The organism is Bradyrhizobium sp. SZCCHNRI1009 (genome assembly GCF_032487575.1).
GTDB lineage: Bacteria > Pseudomonadota > Alphaproteobacteria > Rhizobiales > Xanthobacteraceae > Bradyrhizobium.
On record NZ_JAUEUL010000019.1, the window covers coordinates 60,252 to 81,148 of the forward strand.

The window sequence follows — 20,897 nt, forward strand, 5'->3', positions numbered from 1 at the left end:
TGTGCTCTCACGCCCCACGCTGACGATGGCCCTGCAGGAACTGGCCGTCGCGGTCCATGACATCGCCGCCACATCGCTGCCGAGCCCGGCCCTGGTGCTCGCTGCGGCGCTGTCGATCTTTGCCGCGGCGCTCGTGCGCGGCTTCACGGGCTTCGGTTTTGCGCTGACGGCCGTGCCGCTGCTCGGCCTGTTCATGCCGCCGACGCAATCGGTGCCGGTTGCAGTCTGTCTACAGCTTCTGATCGGGCTCGGCGATCTGCCGCGCGCCTCGCGGGTCTGCGACTGGTCGTCTCTGCGCTGGCTGACTCTCGGAGGCCTGATCGGCTCACCGACCGGTGTGCTGGTCCTGAGTCTGGTATCCGCCTCAGTGGCACGCGTTGTCATCGCGCTGATCACCGTCGGCGCGGTCGTGCTGCTCAATGCGGGGTTTCGGCTGACGGCGGCGCCAGCGCGCTGGATCACGGCGCTGGTCGGCCTCGCCGCCGGTCTGTTCAACGGCCTTGCAGGCATGCCCGGGCCACCTGTGATCGTCTATTACAACGCGGGCGCATTCGACCGGGCTGCCGCCCGCGCGTCGATGATGGTGTTCTTCCTGGTCTCCTCTATCGTTGCGACCGCCAGCCTCGCCTGGTTCGATCTCCTGGACCTGCACATTGCGGTCCTGACCGCGCTCGGCATTCCTGTGATGCTGGTCGGCACCTGGCTCGGCGATCTCGGCTTTCATCGCGGCAGCGACACGCTGCGTCGTCGGGTGTCGATCGCAAGTCTCGCGGTGGTCGCACTCGGTAGTGCGCTCAAGGGGCTGAGCGACCTGCTGTAGCCGCTCAGGTCGTTTGCGACGACATGTACCGCGTGAAGATCTGGCCCAGCTTGGCAATTCCCGGCGCGATCCGGTCCGTGCGGATCGAGGAGAAGCCGAGACGGAAGCAGTTGCGCGTCGCCTCCGGGTTGATCGAGAACACGTCGCCGGGCTCGATGACCACGCCTTCGGCGCGTGCGACCTCTGACAGCTTGATCGTATCCGTTCCCGCAGGGCAGGTGATCCAGTAGCTGGTGCTGCCCGGGCCGCGCGACCAGGTGCAGCCCGGCAGCGCCTGCGGCAACAGCGCGTCGAGCAGGGTGGCGCGTTCGAGCAGCACGCGGCCGACCTGCTGCAGATGGGAGCGGTAGTGCCCGAGACCGATGAACAAGGCCGCGACGCGCTGGTTGTTCAGCGGCGGATGGCGCAGCATCAGCCGGCGCAACGCGCGCAACTCGCGGATGACGGGCGCAGGCGCCACGACGTAGCCGAGCCGCAGGCCGGGGGCCAAGGCCTTCGACAGGCTGCCGACGTAGAGCACGCTCTGGTCGCGGTCCAGGCTCATCAGCGGCGGCAGGCTGCTGCCCTCCGGCATCAGATCGCTTTCATAATCATCCTCGATCAGGACGATGTCGCGCTCGCGAGCGACCTGGAGAATCTCCTCGCGCCGCGCCCGCGACATCGCGGTCGTGGTCGGGCATTGGTGGCTCGCCGTGACATAGGCCAGCGCGCAGCGCGCGAACGCCTCGTCAGGGACCAGGCCCTGATCGTCCAGCCGAAGCGGCACAACCTGCGACGTCATCATGCCGAAGATGTTGCGTGCGTCGGGATAGCCGGGATCTTCGATGCCGATCGGGGTGTCGGGCTGCAGGAACAGCTTCGCAATCAAATAGAGGGCGTGCTGTGCTCCGATCGTGAGCATGATCTCGTCGGCACGGGCGCGAATGCCGCGGCGCGGCAGCACCTGCCGCTGCAATTGTTCGATCAGCGCCGGATCGTCGCCGTCGATCATGTCGCGCGCCCAGTTGTTGATCTCGGGGACGCTGAGCGCCGCGCGCGCGCTCTCGCGCCAGTCGTTGGTCGGAAACAGGCTCGGGTCGAACTGCCCGAAGATGAAGGGATACGGATAGGTCTGCCAGTCGAGCGGCTTGACGATATTGCGAAGCGCCGACGGCTGCAGCGCGAACCGCTCGGTCCAGCGCCGGCTGTAGACCTCCGTCGCAGGCTGCCGGGCTTCGCCGATGTGCTTGGGCAGGCCGGCCACGAAGTAGCCGCTGCGCTCGCGCGACACCAGGAAGTTCTGGTCGACCAGCTGCTCATAGGCGATGACGATGGTGTTGCGCGATACCTTCAGGAGGGCTGCGAGATCGCGGCTCGACGGCATGCGGACGCCGAGCGGCAGACGGCCGTCCTCGATCGCGGTCACGATCATCTGCCGGATCTGAAGCTGCAGGAAGGTGCCGCCGCGGTCCAGGCCGTCGAACAGCGAGATCCAGAACAGCACGTCATGGATCGGAACAGCCGGTCCGGTCGCTTGGGATCGCCGCAGGGGCGCGAATTTTGCCATCGAGGTATTTGGTCCTGAAAGCCGTGAGGCGCTCAAACTAAAGCAAAAACCGCGCCATAGCGGAATGATTGCGGGCGTGGCTCGCATGGGCTGGCTCCATTTGTGCATGGCATCTGGCGCTGGCCTGGACCCATCCGACACCGCAGGTTTCGACAACGGCTTGGGAAGTTGAGGGAGTTCGCGGTGAGCTCAGATACCGTCGTCTACGCGGCCCGCAGGATCGTGACGATGAATCCGTCACGCCCGTTTGCGACGCACGTTGCGGTGCGGGAGGGGCGGATCGTTGCCGTTGGCAGTGAAGCGGAGATCGCGCAATTCGCTCCTGATGGTCGGATCGACACGCGCTTCCGCGACAAGGTGCTGTTACCTGGGTTCGTCGAGGGCCACAGCCACATCATGGAAGGCATGATGTGGTCGCTGCCCTATGTCGGGGCCTTCGAACGGCGCTCGCCGGAGGGCAGGGCGGTCGCCGGCGTTCCCAACATCGATGCGATCGTAGCACGCCTCCGCGAGGCCGAAGCCGGCATGGCTGATCCGAACGCAACGCTGTTCGCATGGGGTTTCGATCCGCTGCATATCGGTGGTGAGAAGCTGACGCGCGAAGCACTGGACCGGGTCTCGACGACGCGGCCGATCATGGTGATCCACGCCAGCTTCCATATCAGTGTGGTCAACACGCTGGTGCTGGAGCGCACGCAGCTTCTGCATGCCACCGACATCTCCGGTGTCGTCGCCGGAGCCGGCGGTCTGGCCAGCGGCGAACTGCAGGGTATCGCAGCCCGGCTGCGGGCGTTCCGCTTGGTGGGCAATCCGCTGTCGGAGCTGCTGACCATGTCCGACGTGCAGCGCTACGCGTCATCGGCCTGCGTGCAGGGCGTCACCACGATCACCGATCTGCACAACGATCTCACCGACAACACGTTGGACCTTTATCGCTCCGCGACGCAGCAGGCGGAGTTCGGTGTGCGCCTGGTACCGGCGCTGGCCTCGGCCACGCATCCTCCGGACAAGGCCATCGAAAAGATCGCGGCGCTGCGCGAGTCCGGCAACGACAAGCTGCATTACGGCATTGTCAAGCTGGTCGTCGACGGGTCGATCCAGGGCTTCACGGCCCGCCTACGGTGGCCTGGATATCACAACGGCGCGCCGAACGGCCTCTGGTACATCGCGCCGGAGGAGCTGCCGCGCCTGGTCGAGCTCTACCACAAGGCCGGCATCCAGCTTCACATCCACACCAATGGCGACGAGGCGACCGAGCTTGCGCTGGACGCCGTGGAAAAGGCGCAGACCGCTCACCCGCGGCTGGATCATCGTCACACGCTGCAGCACTGCCAGATGGCCGACGCCGCGCAGTTCCGCCGCATGAAGGCGCTCGGTCTTTGCGTCAACCTGTTTGCCAATCACGTCTTCTACTGGGGCGATTCCCACTACGAGCTGACGATGGGACCAGAGCGGGCGAACCGCCTCGATGCGACAGGCACGGCACAGCGGATCGGCGTTCCCTACTCGATCCACTCAGATGCGCCGGTCACACCGCTGTCGCCGCTGTTCACCGCGTGGTGCGCCGTGAACCGCGTCTCCTCGTCGGGCCGCAAGCTCGGTGCCGAGACCGAGGCGCTGAGCGTGGAGCAGGCGCTGAGTGCCATCACGATCGGCGCAGCCTACACGCTCAAGCTCGATCATCTCATCGGCAGTATCGAGACCGGCAAGTACGCGGACTTCGCGGTCCTGGAGCAGGATCCATTGACGGTTACGCCGGAGACATTGAAGGACGTTGCGGTCTGGGGCACTGTCGTCGGCGGCATCGTCAAGGAAGCGCCGCGCGCATGACGGCATCCGCGTCCATTCCGTTCACCGTGATCGGCGGCTTTCTCGGCGCCGGAAAGACGACGCTGCTCAACCGTCTGCTGTCGGCTAGCACCGAGCGCTGCGCCGTGCTGGTGAACGATTTCGGCGAGATCAATGTTGATGCCGCGCTGATCCGCAGCCACGACGGCACGACGATGTCGCTCACCAATGGCTGCGTCTGCTGCAGCATCGGGACGGGCTTTCTCGATACGCTGGCGCGGCTGCTCGACGATATCGGGCGCTTCGATCGCGTGGTGATCGAGGCCAGCGGCGTCGGCGATCCCTGGCGCATCGCGGAGATCGCGCTGGTCGAGCCGTCGCTGCAGCTCGACGGCGTCGTCGTGCTGGCCGATGCAACCCGCATCACGGTGCAGTGCGAGGACCGGCACATCGGCGAGACCATCCGCAATCAGTTCGCCAAATGCGACGTGGTGCTGCTGAGCAGATGCGATCTGGCCAGCGAGAGCCAGCGCAAGGCGGCGTGCGCCGCCATCGGCGCCATCCGGCCGAATGTGCCGATCGAACAATTGTCGACCCTGACGCCTGTGCATCAGGCGGTCTTCGGGCGGGGGCGGGCGGCGCGTTTCCGCGCCGATCTGGTCGCGGAGACGGTCGACCACGAGAACGACTTCCGTCGCTGGACCTATCAGCGGGCCGGACGTTTCAATCGCGACAGGCTGGCCGCCGCGGTGGGCGCCCTGCCGCGCGAATTGCTGCGGCTGAAGGGAATTTGCCGGGTCGACGGCGACGGCCGCGCGCAGGTGTTCCAACTGGTGTCGCGCAACTGGTCGCTGACGCCGGCCGAGGATGGTCCGGCGACCGCGTCGGAGACGATCACGCTCGCCGGCGTGGGGACCGCGGATCTGCCATCGGATCAGGAGCTCGACGCGATCCTCGACCATGCCCTGTCTACCGCAGCGTGACGCAATGACATCAGAGCCCATTGGACCACCACGCCAGTTTCTCATCATCCACCCGGTCGTGAATCAGGAAGCGGGATAGCCATGTTGATCAGACGACATTTTGTGCTCGGAGCTCTCGGTCTCGTCGCGGCCACGGCCGCATCCCCCGCGGCGCAGGCGCAGTCATCCGGCGGCAACACCTTGGTGGTCGCGACCACGCAGGTGCCGCGGCATTTCAACGGCGCCGTGCAGTCGGGCATGGCGACGGCCATGCCGACCGCCCAGATCTTCGCGAGCCCGCTGCGCTATGACGACAAGTGGAATCCGCAACCTTATCTGGCGCAGTCCTGGGAGGTCGCGGCTGACGGGCTTTCAGTCACGCTTCACTTGGTGAAGGACGCCGTCTTCCACGACGGCCACCCCGTGACGTCCGAGGACGTCGCGTTTTCGATCATGGCCATCAAGGCCAACCATCCGTTCCAGACGATGCTGGCGGCGGTCGACAAGGTCGAGACGCCTGATCCCGCGACCGCCATCCTCCGTCTGAAAAACCCGAGCCCGTCGCTGCTCCTGGCGATGTCGCCGGCGCTGATGCCGATCCTTCCCAAGCACATCTATGGCGACGGCCAGGACCTCAAGACGCATCCGGCCAATCTGAAGCCGATCGGGTCCGGCCCGTTCAAGCTGACCGAGTACAAGCAGGGCGAATACTACACGCTGGAGAAATTCGACAAGTTCTTCATCCCTGGCCGGCCCAAGCTCGACAAGATCGTGGTCAGGCTGGTGTCGGATCAGAATGCGGCCGTCGTCTCGCTGGAACGCGGCGATTTCAACGCGTTTCCCTTCATCGCAGGCGCGCGCGACATCGATCGTCTGCAAAAGTCGCCGAACCTTGTCGTGACCGACAAGGGCATGGCGGGCGTCGGCCCGCTCAACTGGCTTGCCTTCAATACCAAAAAGAAGCCGCTCGATGATGTCCGCGTGCGCCAGGCCATCGCCTATGCGGCCAATCGCGACTTCATCGTCTCCAAGCTGATGGGCGGCAAGGCCACGCCGTCGCTGGGGCCAATTGCACCGGATTCGCCGCTCGCCGAAGCCGCCGTCGAACCCTACAAGGTCGACTACGCCAAATCGGCCGCGCTGCTGGATGCTGCCGGCTACGCCAAGGGGGCGGACGGCTCGCGCTTCTCGCTGACCATCGACTACATTCCGGGCGGCGACGAGCAACAGCGCAACGTCGCCGAGTACCTGCGCTCGCAGCTCAAGCGGGTCGGCATCAATCTCGAGGTGCGCGCCGCGCCGGATTTCCCGACCTGGGCGCAGCGCGTCTCGAACTTCGATTTCGACCTCACCATGGACACCGTCTACAACTGGGGTGACCCGGTGATCGGCGTCAACCGCACCTATCTGACGTCGAACATCCGCAAGGGCGTCATCTGGTCGAACACGCAGCAATACTCCAATCCCAAGGTGGACGAGCTGTTGCAGGCGGCGGCGGTCGAAACCTCGCCCGAGAAGCGCAAGGCGCTGTACTCGGAGTTCCAGAAGATCGTCGTCTCGGATGTGCCGATCTACTTCATCAACGTCAGCCCGTACTACAATGCCTTCGCCAAGGGGCTCGGCAATCTCCCGAACTCGATCTGGGGCATGATGTCGCCGCTCGACGAGCTCTACTGGGAAACGCCGCCGAAGACCTGAGGCGGAGCTATCCCCGGTTTCGTGAGAGCCACGAGGAGACTTGCTGCACCATGGCATTCGCCACCCATCTGGCCCGGCAGATCATCAATGCTGTCGCGCTGCTGATCGCCGTGCTGGTGCTCAACTTCTGCCTGATCCATCTTGCTCCCGGCGATCCCGTCCAGGTGATCGCCGGCGAGATGGGCGGCGCATCGGCGGAGGTCGTCGCGGCACTGCGGGCCAAATACGGCCTCGACCAGAGCCTGTTGCAGCAGCTGTCCATCTATCTCGCGAACGTCGCCGTCGGCGATTTCGGCTACTCCTACTACTTCAACCAGCCCGTGCTCGGCCTGATCCTGCAGCGGCTGCCGGCGACGCTCTATCTGACCCTGTGCGCCCTTTCCGGTGCGCTCGCGATCGGCACATTGCTCGGGGTGGTCAGCGCGCGGCGGCCGAACGGCCCCTTCAGCCACGCCGTCACCGTGGTCTCGCTGGCGGGCTATGCCGCGCCGATCTTCTGGACCGGGCTGATGTTGCTGCTGCTGTTCGGCTCGGTATGGCCGATCCTCCCCGTGGTCGGAATGACCGACGTGGTGAATCCCAAGCAGGGCTTCGCCTACGCGCTCGATGTCGGCCGCCATCTGGTGTTGCCTTCGCTGACGCTCGCGCTCGTGTTCATCGCGCAATACAGCCGGCTGGCGCGGGTGAACATGATCGAGGCGCTGTCGGCCGACTATGTCAGAACCGCCCGTGCCAAGGGGCTCCCGGAATGGCTGGTCGTCGGCAAACACGCGTTGCGCAATACGCTGATCCCGATTGTCACCGTCGCCGGCCATCAGTTCGGCAATCTGTTCGCCGGCGCCGTGCTGGTCGAGACCGTGTTCAGCTGGCCCGGCATGGGCCGGCTGGTGTTCGATTCCATCCTGCGTCGCGACTATCCGACCCTGATGGCGGTGCTGTTCTTCTCTGCGCTGATGGTGATGACCGCCAACATTCTGACTGACGTGGTCTACCGCCTCGTTGACCCGCGAATTCGGACAGGACGGCGATGACGGTGATCGAGAGCACCTCGCAGGCGTCGACGTCGCCGGCCGATCTGCCCGCGCGAACCGCCGCGTCGCCGGGCCGCCTGGCGCTGCGGCAGTTCATGAAGAGCCCGTCGGGCGTCGCCGGCGCCTGCATGCTGATCCTGATCATTCTGGTGGCCGTGGTCGGGCCATCGCTGTATCCGGTCGATCCGCTCGATCTCGTCGGCGCCCCGTTCATGCCGCCGGATGCTGATGCCTGGTTTGGCACCGACTATCTCGGACGCGACGTCCTGGCCGGCCTCATCCATGGTGGGCGCGCGACGCTCGCCGTCGGCGCCGTCGCGGCGCTCATCACGATCGCAATCGGACTCGTGATCGGCGCGGTCGGCGGCTTTTTCGGCGGCGCCATCGATGCCACCATGGTCAAGATCACCGAGTTCTTCCAGATCCTGCCGCCATTGCTGTTCGCGATGGTGCTGGTGACACTGTTCGGGCCGAAGCTGACCACGATCACGCTTGCGATCGGCGGCGTGAGCTGGACCTCTGTGGCGCGGCTGACGCGGGCGGAATTCATGCGGCTGCGCGATCTCGATTTTGTCAAGGCGTCGCGCGCGGCGGGCGCCTCCAACGCGAACTTGATCCTGCGCGTGCTGCTGCCCAATGCGCTGCCCGCGGTGATCGTGTCGGCGACGCTGGCGATCGGTGTCGCGATCCTGTTCGAGGGCGGGCTGAGCTTCCTGGGTCTGGGCGACCCGAACGTCATGAGCTGGGGGCTGATGCTGGGCCAGAACCGCAACTACATTCTCGATGCCTGGTGGGCGGTGATGTTCCCGGGAGCGGCGATCTTCCTTGCGGTGCTCGCGATCAGCCTGGTCGGCGACGGTCTCAACGACGCGATCAATCCGCGTCTGCGGCGGAGGTCGTGATGAGTGCGCTGCTCGAAGTGGATGATCTCAACGTCAGCATGCGCAACGGGGCCGGCCGCCTCGTCCCGGTGATCGAGAACCTGTCGTTCACGGTCGCACCGGGGCGGACCCTGGCGCTGGTCGGTGAATCCGGCTGCGGCAAGAGCATGACGGCGCTGGCCCTGATGCGGCTGCTGCCGGAGGATTTCGTCGTTACCTCGGGCCGCATCGTGCTGGAGGGCAGGGACGTGCTGGCCTTGCCGCCGAAGGAGATGCGGGGCTTGCGCGGCAGCGCCATGTCGATGATCTTCCAGGAGCCGATGACGGCGCTCAATCCGCTGTTCACCGTGGGTGATCAGATCGGAGAGGTGCTGCGCTGGCACCAGGGGCTCGATCGCGCGGCGGCGCGCTCGCGCGCCATCGAGCTGCTCCGCGCCGTGCAGATTCCGGCGGCCGGGCAGCGGATCGATGCCTATCCTCACCAGCTCTCGGGAGGCATGCGCCAGCGCGTGATGATCGCAATGGCGCTGGCCGGGCGGCCGAAGCTCTTGATCGCCGATGAGCCGACCACCGCGCTCGACGTCACCGTGCAGGCGCAGATCTTCGACCTGCTGGCCGAGCTGCAACGCAGCACCGGCACGGCGATCCTGCTGATCACCCACGATCTCGGCGCGGTCGCAGAGCTCGCGGACGAGATGCTGGTGCTCTATGCCGGACGCTGCATCGAGGCGGGGGCCGCGGACGCGATCGCGACAGCGCCGCGTCATCCCTATACGCGGGGTCTGCTGAACTGTGTTCCGCACCTCGCCCTTGGCGAGCCGCCGCGGCCCTGGGTCGATCTCGGCGAGATCCCCGGCATGGTGCCGCCACTCGGCGCGCGCGGTGCCGATTGCGCCTTTCTCGCAAGATGCGCGCAGGCCCGCGACATCTGCCGTGCGAAGCTGCAGCCTGCGCTCGAGCCGATTGCCCCGGGGCACGCAGTGTCGTGTTGGCGCAGGACGGAGATCGCGGCATGAGCATGGCGGAAGCCATCCGCGGGACAGGCGCCCAAGAGGTGCTGCTCGACGTCAACGACCTCGTCGTGCATTTTCCGGCCGGCCGCCGCCATGGCAAGCCGTCCTTCGTGCACGCGGTCGACGGCGTCAGCTTTCGCGTTCGCCGCGGCACCACCTTCGGCATCGTCGGCGAGAGCGGCTCGGGCAAGTCGACCACCGCGCAGGCCGTGATGCGGCTGGTGCCGGCGACATCCGGCCAGATCGTGTTCGGCAACCGCGACATTGCGGGCCTCACCGGCCAGCCGCTGCGCGAGGTGCGGCGGCATCTGCAGATCGTGTTCCAGGACCCGTTCTCGGCGCTCAATCCGCGCCGCCGCGCGGGCGATCAGATCCGCGAGCCCCTCGACCTGCTCGGAATCGGGACGCGCAGCGAGCGCGACGAGCGGGTGCGCAGGCTGCTGGCCGAGGTTGGATTGCCGCCGCAAGCCGCCGACCTGTTTCCGCATCAGTTTTCCGGCGGCCAGCGCCAGCGTTTGTGCATCGCTCGGGCGATGGCGCCAGAGCCCGACCTGATCGTCTGCGACGAGGCGGTGTCCGCGCTCGACGTGGCGATCCAGGCGCAGATCCTCAATCTGTTGAAGCGGCTGCAGCGCGAGCGTGATCTCACTTACATCTTCATCTCGCACGATCTCGGCGTGATCCAGAAATTCTGCGATGAGGTCGCGGTGATGTATCTCGGCAAGATCGTCGAGCAGGCGCCGGCGGCCGACATCTTCGCCGCGCCCCGTCATCCCTATACGTGGTCGCTGATTGCGGCCGCCGCGCCGCCCGGCCCGATGCGTGAGGACCTGAAGCGCCGCTATCTCGTCAAGGGCGATCCGCCGAGCCCGGTCGATCCGCCGCCCGGCTGCCGTTTCGCGCAGCGCTGCCCGATGGCGATCGACGAATGCTCGCAGCGTCTCCCCGTTCTGGATGCGATCGGATCACATCATTACGTTGCGTGCCACCGTGCTGCCGAGCTGCCCTGAGACAAGCGGGCCGTGCAATCGCGCGATATCAGCTCGGCGCACGCGAGCCTGCTCGGCTCCAGCTGGAATGTAATTCGGAAAATCAAAAATATGTTTTCCGCGGAGATCATGCTCCAACAAAGGGATGAGATCATGATGCGCTTCCGCCGAAACGCATCTTGGGTCAGTGCCTTGGGCTGGCGAACAAAGTCGTCTCCAATCCGATGTGGTCCGAGAGATAGTCCTGCGGGCCGGGGGTGACGACCCAGCGAATGCGTGACTTGAAAGCGCGCCGGCGCACACGCGAGACGTCGAGATTGAAGCCGTGAAATGCAGTCGCACGTTCCATGAACAGGTAGTCGATCCTGGATCCGGTGGGATTCGCGTCGTCCGGCTGCATGTCGTCGCAGTAGTAATCGACATCGTCCGACATCGTTGGCGTGGCAAGGGCCGGATCGTAGGCTTGCCGATATGCCTCGCTGGCGCGATAGACCTTACAGTTGGTATTGAAGTCGTTGTAGATCGGCTCGTCGCCCTCGCCGTGACGGTCGGTCAAACCATCGCTTTTCATCGTATCGAACGGGACGGTCCACAGGTCATAAAAGCCGGCCTGCTCCATCGCCGCGACCAGATTGTGGTATTCGTCGGTGTCCGCGCCGATGTTGAAATCTCCGGCGACAATGGCCACGTTGGATGGAAGGTGCGTCGCCTTGATGAAGGCAATCAACTCGTCAATCTGCCTGCGCCTGACGTCGATCTTCTCCGCGTCGGTCGGGCCGGGCGACAGAAGGCCGCCGTCGCCGGCATAAACGTGCGTCGAATATAGCTCGATCGCACCAAAGCCAACCGGGATACGCGTGAGCTGCACCCCCTTGTTCGCCCATTTGTCGGAATCGAACATGTAGCTCATCTCGCATCCGCCGGGCATGACTCGCGACACGCCGTCCGCGGCATAGACATGCCCGCCGCCATTCTCGATCGTCCGCGTCGGGCTGAGTACGAGAATCCCACTCTGCAGCTGCTTGTAGGCGAGGGAGCCGGTCGGTCCCTCGACATGCTGCGCGGTGCCATGTGCCAGGATCTTATCCCTCGTATCCTGGTCCCAAGCCTCGACCAGCGATACGAGGTCGTAGGCGAACACCCTCCGGCCGATTTCGTCGGCGCGCTCGGGGATAACCGGCTTCTCCATGGCGCTCACTTCGAACACGCCAAGTACCGGCGCGACCATCTGCATCAGCAGCTCGAATACGACCTCCTCCGGGATCGAGAAGAGGCTTATCAGCCAGTCGAGGTCGGAACTGAGATGTTCGATGATGTATCCGCCGAGCGAGAGGCAGTCGCCCACCAGCTTGCAGGCATCGTTCAGCGGGTTGACGGAAACGCCGCAGACTTCCACGATCGGTGGGAAGATGCGGTCGCAGACATCTCCGATGTCGGCCCCGACCATCTCCAGTGCCTTGCCGATGAACTCGGCCGACGAGACCCCGAGACAAGCCGCGAAGTGGCCCACTCCCCCGGCAGCGGCGACGATCTCCTTCAGTCCGATCTTCGCGCGCAGGCACCAGATGTTGTAGTGCAAGAATGAAATTCGTGTCGTGGAGGGGCCCGACAGGCGCCAAGCTGCGTCGGCGAACGAAGCCGTCGGCAGGGTCGTTCCCGGTGCCGCTCCGGGGTAGCGCAGCCTGGACAAGAGGCTGTGCAGCGATTGCGGCGGGTGAAGTGCGTCGGCCTGCTGCGCGAGCTGATTGAACGACGTGGTGGGCATGCGCGCGTCCTCCTGACTGGTGAATCAGCTTGCCTGGAAGCGGTAGGCAAGCGTCGGCCAGGACAGCCAGCGTTCCGGCGCCCGTCTGACCTCCTGTTCGATCTTCTGGTTCACCCAGGCAGCAAGATCCTCCGGCTGCTTGCCGGCGGTGGGCAGTGTCGCCACCACCTCCACACGGTTGTCCCTGGGCGCTATCAGCGCCAGCGTGTAGCCGTTGCGGATCGCAAGCCTCAGAATGGCGGCCGGGGTCTTGGCGGGGCGCCCGAAGAATGGGCTGCGGATGAACTCGGTGCCCGGATGAATGTTGTCCATCATCGCGAACACGTTGCGGCCTTCGTGCATGTACGCGGCGAGCGCCGACGCACCGCCTTCGGCCCGGAAGTTCAGTGTGGTGCCCGCGTCCTTCAGCTCGGAGAGCCAGGGAGCATCATTCGATACCAGAACGACCACATGCTTTTCTTTCGCAGTGCCGAGCAGGCTCGCGAGCTCCGGGAAGTACCATCCGACAATCAGCAGCTTCTCCGATGCCGGCAGGTTCAGATCGATCTGCCGCGTCTTCCATGCACTTAGATTGCTCATGGCCTCGAGCCAGGCCCGCTGATGAGCCGAGCTGAAATCGGCGCGGGCGCGAGGATGGGGGGCGGCGAGCAGCTTGCCTGCCCAGGCAAAGGCATGGTCTGCGCAGGCCGGAACCGACCTCTCGACTGCGTCGACCTTCAATCCGTGAATGCCGCTCAGGACGGTGTGCAGATCATTGGGCATTTCAAGACCCCGCCAGTTCGCATGTTCTGAGCGCGGCCTGTCGCGCGCCAGAACATCCTACTTGATAGCTAACGGTCGCAGGCGCCAGCCGATGGAGCGTTGACGTGAATCAACCCGCGGCGGCCGAGTTGACGATATTTTAAGCTACATCTTTAACGGGAGGCGGCGAACATGACGAGCGACATCAAACTCACCGACACGTCGGTCATCCTGGAAGGATCAACGACTGTGCTGCAGAGCGGCAACGTCAGGATTCCCGTCGACGCGCAGGGCTATCCCGGCATGCTCAGAATCGAGTTTGACGGCGCGGAGGCCCACGCGGGGCGTCTCTTGCTGGCTCCGGCCTGGCTGGGGCGAGCGATGATGGTATGCAACGTCGAGACGGTGCAGCTCCAGAGCCCGAAAGTGCCCCCGGCGGCGCGCGCGGCGCTCTCGCACTCCCAGGCAGACGAGCTTGTTCTCAACGATGGCAAGCATTACGCGGGGGGCGTTTCGATTCACGGTGCTGCGAAACTCGAAGACGTGACCGTCAAAGGCGCCGCGCGGTTCGAGAAAACTGTTGCCGCTCCAGACGGAATTGTGGCCGGTGGCGTTACGATCGCAGTCCCCGCAACGCCTGCACTGCAACCGGGTCCAGTTGCAAGCTCCCACACCAGCATGGAGATCAACTCGTCGACCATTCGTGTGACCACGACCCATGTCGGGATGATCGGGCATCAACCCGCGCCGGACGTCCTCGACCTGGTCGCGGAGATCCGCAGCCTTCGCGACCGGGTGGCCGCGCTGGAGAAGAAGGCCGGGGTTCCCGTGCCGGCCTAGCCTCGAGAGTCTCCTCGCCTTGGTCGCGCCGTGGCAAAGCCAAATGTCATGTGTTGGCGTGATCCAACACCGTACCATGTCGGATGATCGCGAGCTTCATCAAGGTCGATTCCTCACGGCTGCAAACCATCTCTTGGAATGTCCGGTCAATGGCCGTACGTTGGTGGGCGGGACGGAATTCGCCCAAAGCAAACACCGTGGAGAACAGTTGGTCTGATGGATGAGGACGACCCGAGCGATCAAATCTCCCTCATCGAGCGGCGGATCGAACAGCTTGCCGAAATGGCCGAGCGGTGTCGAAAGATCATCCTGGCCTCGAAGATCGTGATATCCGGCGGCGCCGCATTGCTGCTCGGGGCGGTACTGGGCCTGCTCGGGTCCAATGCGGTCGTCGTCCTCGGGGCGATTGCCGCGGTGCTCGGCGGCATCGTTTCGCTCGGATCGAACGTGAGCACCTTGCGACAGACCATGGCGGCGATGGCTGCCGCTGAAACGCTGCGCGCGGACCTGATTGGCAGCATCGATCTTCGGCTGGTCGGCGAGGGGCGAGCGTAGCCCGCAATGCGATGGCTGCGGTCGCAACTGCCGACATGGTCCGTCCATGAAAACTGACAGGGAGACCACATGCTCAAGGGGATCGATCCGCTGCTCAATGCCGACGTGCTCTACGCGCTCAGAGCGATGGGGCATGGCGACCGTCTCGTGATCTGCGACACCAACTTTCCGGCGGATGCGATCGCGCGGCAGACCGTCTTCGGCGAGTTGCTGCGCATCGACAATGTGAGTGCGGCCAGGGCCGTCCAGGCGGTGCTGTCGGTGCTTCCGCTCGACACCTTCATCGACGATGCCGCCATCCGGATGGAGGTCGTCGGCAAGCCGGAGGAGGTGACGCCGGTGCAGCAGGAGGTCCAGGCGGTGACCAACAGCGCCGAAGGCAGGCCGTGGCCGCTGGTCGGCGTCGAGCGCTACGCATTCTATGAAATGGCCAGGAGCGCCTACTGCGTGATCGCGACCGGCGAGCGCCGGTTCTACGGCTGCTTCATCTTCAGCAAGGGCGTCATCCCGCTGGATGGCGCATAGCGATCACGATGCGGGCTGGCGCGCCGCATCTGGGCAGGGGTGTGCATGCCAGTAGGTCGCGATCGGTCATCCGCTTCGCGTTCGACGCGTCGCGCCCGCCGCGGCTCAATGGGCGTCAGGGGAAGCGCCCCGGCGAGAGGTCAGTCTTGCATGTCGCTGCGCTCATGGCGGCTACGGGACTGGTCACGACGGCAGAAAAGGGAGTCCAGCGCCGGGCGAGCGCCACGAGACCTCGCCCGGTGCCGCGCCGAGGTTTCAATCAGAAGCGGCCTCAGCGGCAATTCCAGGTCGTGCCCTGCGCGCAGACCGCGTTCGGGCTGTCGCCGCCATAGACCTGATAGGGGTATTCGCCCTTGCGGTAGTAGCCATAGGCGTGCGGGTTCACGCCATAGTAGGCGGGAGCCTCGTAATAGGCCGGGCCGCCATAGACCGGACCATCGTAGTAATCATAGGCGTCGCGGCTTGCTGCGATCGCAAGACCGGTGCCGATGGCTCCGGCCGCCAGCGCCGCGCCGACGGCAGCGCCACCACCGCCGTGCCAGCGCCCATTCCGAGCGTCGGCGCTGGTCGGGGTCAAGGCGCCGATGGCGAGCGCGGTCAATGAAGCGATTGCGGCCGTGCGGCCGAGCAGAGATTTCTTGGTCGACATGTCAGGCCTCCAGTGAAGTGCGCCGTGATCGGCGGATGTCTTGAGGTGTCCGGCTCTGCCGAGAACTGTTGACGACTGTCATAAGCGGGGCATGCCGGTAGACGGATGATCAGTTGCCGTGCTGGATCCGACTTCGCTTCAGGTGCCAGCGGCGCTCCCAAAGTGAATGTCAGGGTCCACCGCATTAGAACCGCTGCTGCCCTTTGGAGTTCCGGGTCGCCGACCGAACTTGTGCGCGTCGTCGAATCGCCGTGGAGGTGGGCCTGTCGGCGGATTGACTTCCTGGAACCTCGGCGTTACGTCTCCGGCGTCAGCAGCAGCCACTGATCGACCATCTCGCAAGGGCCGCCGAAGCGGCTCGAGAGGTGGACGGGTGGATATCCGCGAGCCTGCATCGCAGCCTGGATGGGACGCGCGTGGTGAACTACGCGCAAAGCGCGGATCAAGACGCCGCAGCGCGCGTCATCGAGCGCCTCATGGCGCGCGGCCTGATCCAGGGCAACAACGCTTTCGGCCAGGCCGACCCTGGCCTCTACGAAGTCGTCTCGACGCTCGAGCGAAAGAGCTGACGACCCGACCACGAGCGCTCGTCCATGAACAGATGCGCGTTTAGATGAGCTTGCGCGACACGTGCGATGGGCTTGCCGGGGCACCGGCCCGCTTGCCTGCGCCGTGAGGATGAAGCGACGGGTCGCCGCAACACCGGCGGCCCCCACGCAAAGCATGCGTTGACGGCCGAAATACCGTGCGCAAGACAACTGATCGATCGCTCAGCGCCAACGTGCTCCATCCGCTCACCGACCGTCCTGCATGAGCTTTTCGAAGCGGAAGAAGTCACCTTCGTCAGGCATGCCTTGCGGGGGCGGCTGGTGCGGCAGCGGGTTGAAGGCATTGTAGTACTCGACGATCTTGAATCCGCATTTGTTGACATAGAAATGAATGTTGCGCTTCTCGAAATAGGGCGTGAAGGTCTGCCAGACCTTGGTGTCCGGATAGCGCGCCTCGATCGCGTGCCAGGCCCTTTGCCCGATGCCGCGGCCATGCTGCCGGATCGAGATGTAGAACAGATCGAGCGAATTGTGATGCGAGATCGGATCGATGGTCAGAACGACGCCGCCGACGGGTGTGCCATCCAACAGGATATGATACGTCACGGCGCCCGCCGCGTTGAATGACTGTTCGATATCGTCGTCGGAGGGGATCGATTGGTCCGGGACCGAGCCGACCTCGTCCATCACGGCGGCCGAGAAGGCCTCCTGCAACTCTCTCTTGAAGTCCTGCAGATTCCGGTTGTCCGCGATCTCGAGTGTCACGCGGCTTTCGCCGATGTCATGAGTCAAAGGCTCTCCTCGCTCCAAAGCTGCCTCTGCGCCTTGCGCCATGTTATGTGAACGTCATCAAGCTTACCGCTGTCTGACATGGGCCGAACGGAATCGTCTGGTCGTGCCGGGCGCAGGCGATCTGCACGGCGGGCAATCCTCGCATGCCTTCCATGCGCCAACTGCCCGTCGTGCCAGATTGTCGCGGACTTCTCCCTTGTCACGTCGGGCAAATCACCTCCACATTTCCGGACATCCCGGCTCGCTGAAGAGGGACGTTTCGCGATCGTCACGAGCGTCGAGCCGGAAGATGCGATGGGCGTGTTGCTCCGCAGCCGGGTGTCACAGCCGGGCCGACGAACGGAGCGATGCGACGGCGAAATCGTGTGGTCCTGGCATCGCGGTGCTGATGCCAAGCCGGCGGTGATGATCCGCAGGCGACGGGGGCAAGACAGCCGTTCCCCGAGGAGAGCACGTATAAGCTGTCAAACCGTCGCGCAGGGAAGGCCGGATATTGGGCTGAACCTGTGGTTCTGCCGCGTGCTTCTTGTTGCACGCGGACCGCGGGTATCAGCCGATACCCGGTCTTCCCTGCGCCTCTTCTTCGTAGGAGAGGTCAGCTCCATGCAAAACTCGGGCGTACGCCGCCGCGAGATCGCTCGGCCTTGTCTGCAGATCGATCGCCCGAAGGAGGGAAGTGGTGGTGACGATGTCCCGCGCCGGCGTTGCGCAGGCTTCCTGCATCGGCGTCGTGTCAGCCCATCGTCGCGAGCCGCAGCGCCAGCGCGCAGGCGCGGTCGTATTCGTCGAGGTTGATCCATTCGTCTGTCGTGTGCGGCTCGTTCTGGCCGGTGCCGAAGGTCACGGTCGGGATGCCGTGGCGGACCATCCAGTTGGCGTCGAGGCCGCCATTGCCGGCGCGCAAGGTAGGCGTGGCGCCGATGTCGGCGACGGCCGCGGTGGCGCGCTTGACGACGGGCAGGGTCTCCTTCATCCGGAACGGATGATAGTCGGTCTCGGCCTTGAACTTGACGCGGCCGGACTTGCCCTCGCTGTTGGTGACCTGCTTGGCCGCCTTCTCGAAAGCCGTCTTGTAGGCCTTGGTGATCTCGCGGATGAATTTGGCATCGTGGCTGCGGCATTCGCCGCGGACGTGGACGTAGTCGGTCACGACGTTGGTGGCGTCGCCCGCGGGGCGGCCTTCGCCGCCGGTGACCGGGCCGACATTGCTGGTGCCAAGCCTCGCGGCCTTGCCCTTGCCCTTCACCACCTTGCCGAACCAGCCGCCGGCTTTGACGTCGGCGAGCGCGAGCGCCAGGATCATGGTGGCGCTGATGCCGCGCTCAGGCGCGACGCCGGCATGCGAGGCGCGTCCGAAGATCTCGACCTCCCAGCGGTCGGCACCGACGGCCCCGATCGTGACGGCGGAGGCGGAGCTGCCGTCGAAGTTGAACGCCATCTCGGGCCCGCCGAGGTCGTCGGTGTTGACGTGCCGCGCGCCATAGAGCCCGCTCTCCTCGCGCACGCAGAACAGCAGGGTGATCGGCGGATGATCGAGCCTCTCGCGGATCAGCTCGGCCGCGAGGGTGACGAGAATGCCGCAGCCGCAGCGATTGTCGCCGCCGAGCGCGGTCCTGGCCTGATTGACGATCTTGCGGCCGGAGATCTTCGGCTGCGCGCCGGCGCACAGCGGCACGGTGTCCATGTGGGTCATGAACATGACGCGCGGCTGGTTGTGCATCGTGCCGCGGCCGGGCAGCTCGACGATCAGGTTGCCGGTCTCGGTCGGCAGCGGAATCCGGGTGTTGGCATCATCGAGCCGCATCGCCTTGGCCGGGACCCCCGCCTGCTTCAGCGCCGCCATGATCTCGCGCCCGATCGCCTTTTCCTGTCCGGTCACGCCCTGCACGGCGAGAAAACGCATCAGACGATCGGTGGCGGCGGCGGTGTCGACGGACATGAAGCGATTCCCATGATGAACGATGTGCCCGGAGCATCCAGCCGGGCGGCCGGTTGCGCAAGAGGGCTCGCATTGGTTTCGCCGCCTGACTCTTTTCCGATGCCTCGATCGTCTTCATGTCATCTCGACATTGGAGCATCATCATGAGCCTGAAAGACAAGACGATCGTCGTCACCGGCGGAAGCCGCGGCCTCGGCCTGGGAGTCGTGGAGGCCCTCGTCGATCGCGGTGCCAAGGTGACCGTCGTCGCACGTGGAACCGGCGCGTTGAATGCCGTCGCCGCCCGCCTCGGCGTGGCCACGATCGCGGCCGACGTCACCGACGAGGCCGCCGCGCATCGCATCGTCGGCGATATCCGCCCCGACATCCTGATCTTGAACGCCGGAACGACGCCGCACATGGACCGGCTGGATCGGCTGACCTGGAGGGATTTCTCGGTTGCCTGGGACACGGACGTCAAGGCGGGCTTGTACTGGATCCAGGCGGCGCTCAAGCTCCCCCTGAAACCAGGAAGCCGCGTCCTGGTCGGATCGAGCGGCGCGGCGGTGGGCGGTTCACAGATGTCAGGCGGCTATGGCGGCGCCAAGCGCATGCTCTGGTTCATGGCGAAATACGCCAACGGCGTGTCGCAGGACGACAGGCTCGGCATCCGCTTCCAGGCGATCGTGCCGCGCATGATGATCCTCGGCACGGGAGTGGGGGATACGGCCGCGGGCGCCTATGCGGGCGCGATGGGCATCACGCCGGAAGCGTTCGTTGCCCGTTTCGGCGCGCCGATGCCGCCGCGCGCGTTCGGCGACCGCGTCGTCTCCGTGCTGGAGGACCAGCGCTTCGCCGATGGTGTCGTGTTCGGTCTGAATGGCGACGACGGCGTGACGGTGATGGAAGGAGCGGCAGCTTGAGTGACGGCGGACATGCTTCGCCCGGCGTGCGCAGCGCCGAGCTCGTGGCCCTGGCAGAGCAGCTGCGGCCGGAGCTGCATCGCTATTGCGCGCGCCTGATGGGCTCTGTGATCGACGGCGAGGACGTCGTGCAGGACACACTGACAAAAGCGCTCGTCGCGGTGAACGAGATGCGCGACGTCGCGATGCTGCGCGCCTGGCTGTTCCGGGTCGCGCACAACCGGGCGCTCGACTTGCTGCGCAGCCGTGTGATCCGGGCTGCCGAACCGATGGAGGCGGCCGACGGCGTCGCCGACGACACCGTGCCCGATGCCATGGAGATGATGATGCGCGAGGAGGCGGTGCGGACCGCGGTGTCGCGCTTCGCGGAGCTTCCGATCACTCAGCGCAGCGTCCTCGTTCTGAAGGATGTGCTCGACGAGCCGCTCGCCGACATCGCGGCGCTGCTCGGCCTGACGGTGGACTCGGTGAAGGCGCATCTCGCCCGCGCCCGGGCGCGGCTCTCCGAGATCAACGCTCTGGCCGAGGCACGGCCGGCGGCGAGACCCGCCTCCGATGCGGTGACACGCTATGTCAGCCTGTTCAACCGGCGTGATTGGGACGGCCTGCGTGCGCTGCTGGCGCACGACGTCAAACTGCACCAGTCCACTCATCCCGTCCGTGTCGGCTCGGCCGATGTCGGGATGTTCTTCAGCATCTATGCCGGGATGGACGGCGTCTGGCTGGCGCCGGCCCGGCTGGAGGGCCGGGAAGTGATCGCCGTGTTCGAACGCCCGGGCGATCCGCAGCCCAGCTACTTCATGTGGCTGAGCTGGCGCGACGGCAAGATCAGCTTCATCCGCGACTACCGCTACGTCCGCTATGTCATGGCCGATGCAGAGCTGGCACTCGTCCCGCCGGTCTGAGCACCCAG

At 65.3% G+C, this 20,897-nt stretch carries 20 protein-coding genes; 14 read left to right on the forward strand and 6 right to left on the reverse strand.

The genetic code is table 11. The features are described 5' to 3' along the window. Position 1: 1 nt before the first annotated feature. Positions 2-820 carry a sulfite exporter TauE/SafE family protein gene (locus QX010_RS25715; RefSeq protein WP_316182701.1) on the forward strand — a complete coding sequence of 273 codons (819 nt, stop codon included), beginning with the start codon at positions 2-4 and terminating at the stop codon, positions 818-820. Positions 821-824: 4 nt separating this feature from the next. On the opposite strand, the gene QX010_RS25720 is transcribed toward QX010_RS25715, so the two are convergent. Continuing rightward, positions 825-2,366 carry a PLP-dependent aminotransferase family protein gene (locus QX010_RS25720; RefSeq protein ID WP_316182703.1) on the reverse strand — a complete coding sequence of 514 codons (1,542 nt, stop codon included), beginning with the start codon at positions 2,364-2,366 and terminating at the stop codon, positions 825-827. 183 nt (positions 2,367-2,549) lie between these two features. On the opposite strand from QX010_RS25720, the gene QX010_RS25725 reads away from it, so the two are divergent. The 7 genes from QX010_RS25725 to QX010_RS25755 all read left to right on the forward strand — a co-directional run bounded on the left by QX010_RS25725 (position 2,550) and on the right by QX010_RS25755 (position 10,749). Beyond that, positions 2,550-4,196 (forward strand): amidohydrolase, encoded by a 1,647-nt coding sequence (locus tag QX010_RS25725; RefSeq protein ID WP_315805012.1) that lies wholly within the window; start codon positions 2,550-2,552, stop codon positions 4,194-4,196. Further along, entirely contained in the window at positions 4,193-5,137 is a 945-nt protein-coding gene (locus tag QX010_RS25730; protein WP_316182705.1) for a GTP-binding protein, read from the forward strand. Before QX010_RS25725 ends, QX010_RS25730 begins: the two co-directional genes overlap by 4 nt. A gap of 81 nt (positions 5,138-5,218) precedes the next feature. Further along, the gene (locus QX010_RS25735) at positions 5,219-6,814 is read left to right on the forward strand and encodes an ABC transporter substrate-binding protein (protein ID WP_315805010.1); all 1,596 of its coding nucleotides are present in this window, start codon (positions 5,219-5,221) and stop codon (positions 6,812-6,814) included. Positions 6,815-6,864: 50 nt separating this feature from the next. After that, positions 6,865-7,845, forward strand: coding sequence for an ABC transporter permease (locus QX010_RS25740; protein ID WP_316182707.1), 981 nt, complete (start codon positions 6,865-6,867; stop codon positions 7,843-7,845). After that, the gene (locus QX010_RS25745; RefSeq protein ID WP_316182708.1) at positions 7,842-8,747 is read left to right on the forward strand and encodes an ABC transporter permease; all 906 of its coding nucleotides are present in this window, start codon (positions 7,842-7,844) and stop codon (positions 8,745-8,747) included. Before QX010_RS25740 ends, QX010_RS25745 begins: the two co-directional genes overlap by 4 nt. After that, the gene (locus tag QX010_RS25750) at positions 8,747-9,742 is read left to right on the forward strand and encodes an ABC transporter ATP-binding protein (RefSeq protein ID WP_316182710.1); all 996 of its coding nucleotides are present in this window, start codon (positions 8,747-8,749) and stop codon (positions 9,740-9,742) included. The genes QX010_RS25745 and QX010_RS25750 overlap by 1 nt, the downstream gene beginning before the upstream one ends. Next, complete coding sequence (locus tag QX010_RS25755) at positions 9,739-10,749, forward strand: ABC transporter ATP-binding protein (RefSeq protein WP_315805006.1); 1,011 nt, start codon at positions 9,739-9,741, stop codon at positions 10,747-10,749. The genes QX010_RS25750 and QX010_RS25755 overlap by 4 nt, the downstream gene beginning before the upstream one ends. A gap of 163 nt (positions 10,750-10,912) precedes the next feature. Here the strand turns inward: QX010_RS25755 and QX010_RS25760 are convergent, their stop codons facing one another. Both QX010_RS25760 and QX010_RS25765 read right to left on the reverse strand, forming a co-directional pair. Continuing rightward, positions 10,913-12,493: an endonuclease/exonuclease/phosphatase family protein gene (locus tag QX010_RS25760; RefSeq protein WP_315804989.1), complete on the reverse strand. Its 1,581-nt coding sequence runs from the start codon at positions 12,491-12,493 to the stop codon at positions 10,913-10,915. A gap of 24 nt (positions 12,494-12,517) precedes the next feature. After that, positions 12,518-13,255: a hypothetical protein gene (locus QX010_RS25765; protein WP_316182713.1), complete on the reverse strand. Its 738-nt coding sequence runs from the start codon at positions 13,253-13,255 to the stop codon at positions 12,518-12,520. Between the two features lie 171 nt (positions 13,256-13,426). Between QX010_RS25765 and QX010_RS25770 the strand changes: the two genes are divergently transcribed. From QX010_RS25770 to QX010_RS25780, 3 genes are all read left to right on the forward strand, one after another. Further along, the gene (locus QX010_RS25770) at positions 13,427-14,074 is read left to right on the forward strand and encodes a hypothetical protein (protein WP_315804987.1); all 648 of its coding nucleotides are present in this window, start codon (positions 13,427-13,429) and stop codon (positions 14,072-14,074) included. Positions 14,075-14,290: 216 nt separating this feature from the next. Next, positions 14,291-14,629 (forward strand): hypothetical protein, encoded by a 339-nt coding sequence (locus QX010_RS25775; protein ID WP_315804986.1) that lies wholly within the window; start codon positions 14,291-14,293, stop codon positions 14,627-14,629. A gap of 69 nt (positions 14,630-14,698) precedes the next feature. Beyond that, the gene (locus QX010_RS25780; RefSeq protein ID WP_316182716.1) at positions 14,699-15,154 is read left to right on the forward strand and encodes an RbsD/FucU family protein; all 456 of its coding nucleotides are present in this window, start codon (positions 14,699-14,701) and stop codon (positions 15,152-15,154) included. Positions 15,155-15,425: 271 nt separating this feature from the next. On the opposite strand, the gene QX010_RS25785 is transcribed toward QX010_RS25780, so the two are convergent. Further along, entirely contained in the window at positions 15,426-15,803 is a 378-nt protein-coding gene (locus QX010_RS25785; RefSeq protein ID WP_315804984.1) for a hypothetical protein, read from the reverse strand. Positions 15,804-16,219: 416 nt separating this feature from the next. Between QX010_RS25785 and QX010_RS25790 the strand changes: the two genes are divergently transcribed. Then, on the forward strand, positions 16,220-16,372 hold the full coding sequence (locus QX010_RS25790; RefSeq protein ID WP_316182718.1) for a hypothetical protein: 153 nt from the start codon (positions 16,220-16,222) through the stop codon (positions 16,370-16,372). Between the two features lie 225 nt (positions 16,373-16,597). On the opposite strand, the gene QX010_RS25795 is transcribed toward QX010_RS25790, so the two are convergent. Further along, positions 16,598-17,116, reverse strand: a complete 519-nt coding sequence (locus QX010_RS25795; protein WP_316182720.1) for a GNAT family N-acetyltransferase — start codon at positions 17,114-17,116, stop codon at positions 16,598-16,600. A gap of 760 nt (positions 17,117-17,876) precedes the next feature. Next, a complete protein-coding gene (locus QX010_RS25800; protein WP_315804982.1) occupies positions 17,877-19,082 on the reverse strand; it encodes a M20/M25/M40 family metallo-hydrolase in 1,206 nt (401 codons plus the stop codon). A gap of 143 nt (positions 19,083-19,225) precedes the next feature. Between QX010_RS25800 and QX010_RS25805 the strand changes: the two genes are divergently transcribed. Together QX010_RS25805 and QX010_RS25810 are read left to right on the forward strand one after the other, a co-directional pair. Next, positions 19,226-19,984, forward strand: a complete 759-nt coding sequence (locus QX010_RS25805) for an SDR family oxidoreductase (RefSeq protein ID WP_316182722.1) — start codon at positions 19,226-19,228, stop codon at positions 19,982-19,984. Continuing rightward, positions 19,981-20,889: a sigma-70 family RNA polymerase sigma factor gene (locus QX010_RS25810; protein ID WP_316182723.1), complete on the forward strand. Its 909-nt coding sequence runs from the start codon at positions 19,981-19,983 to the stop codon at positions 20,887-20,889. Before QX010_RS25805 ends, QX010_RS25810 begins: the two co-directional genes overlap by 4 nt. The last annotated feature ends 8 nt before the right edge of the window (positions 20,890-20,897 follow it).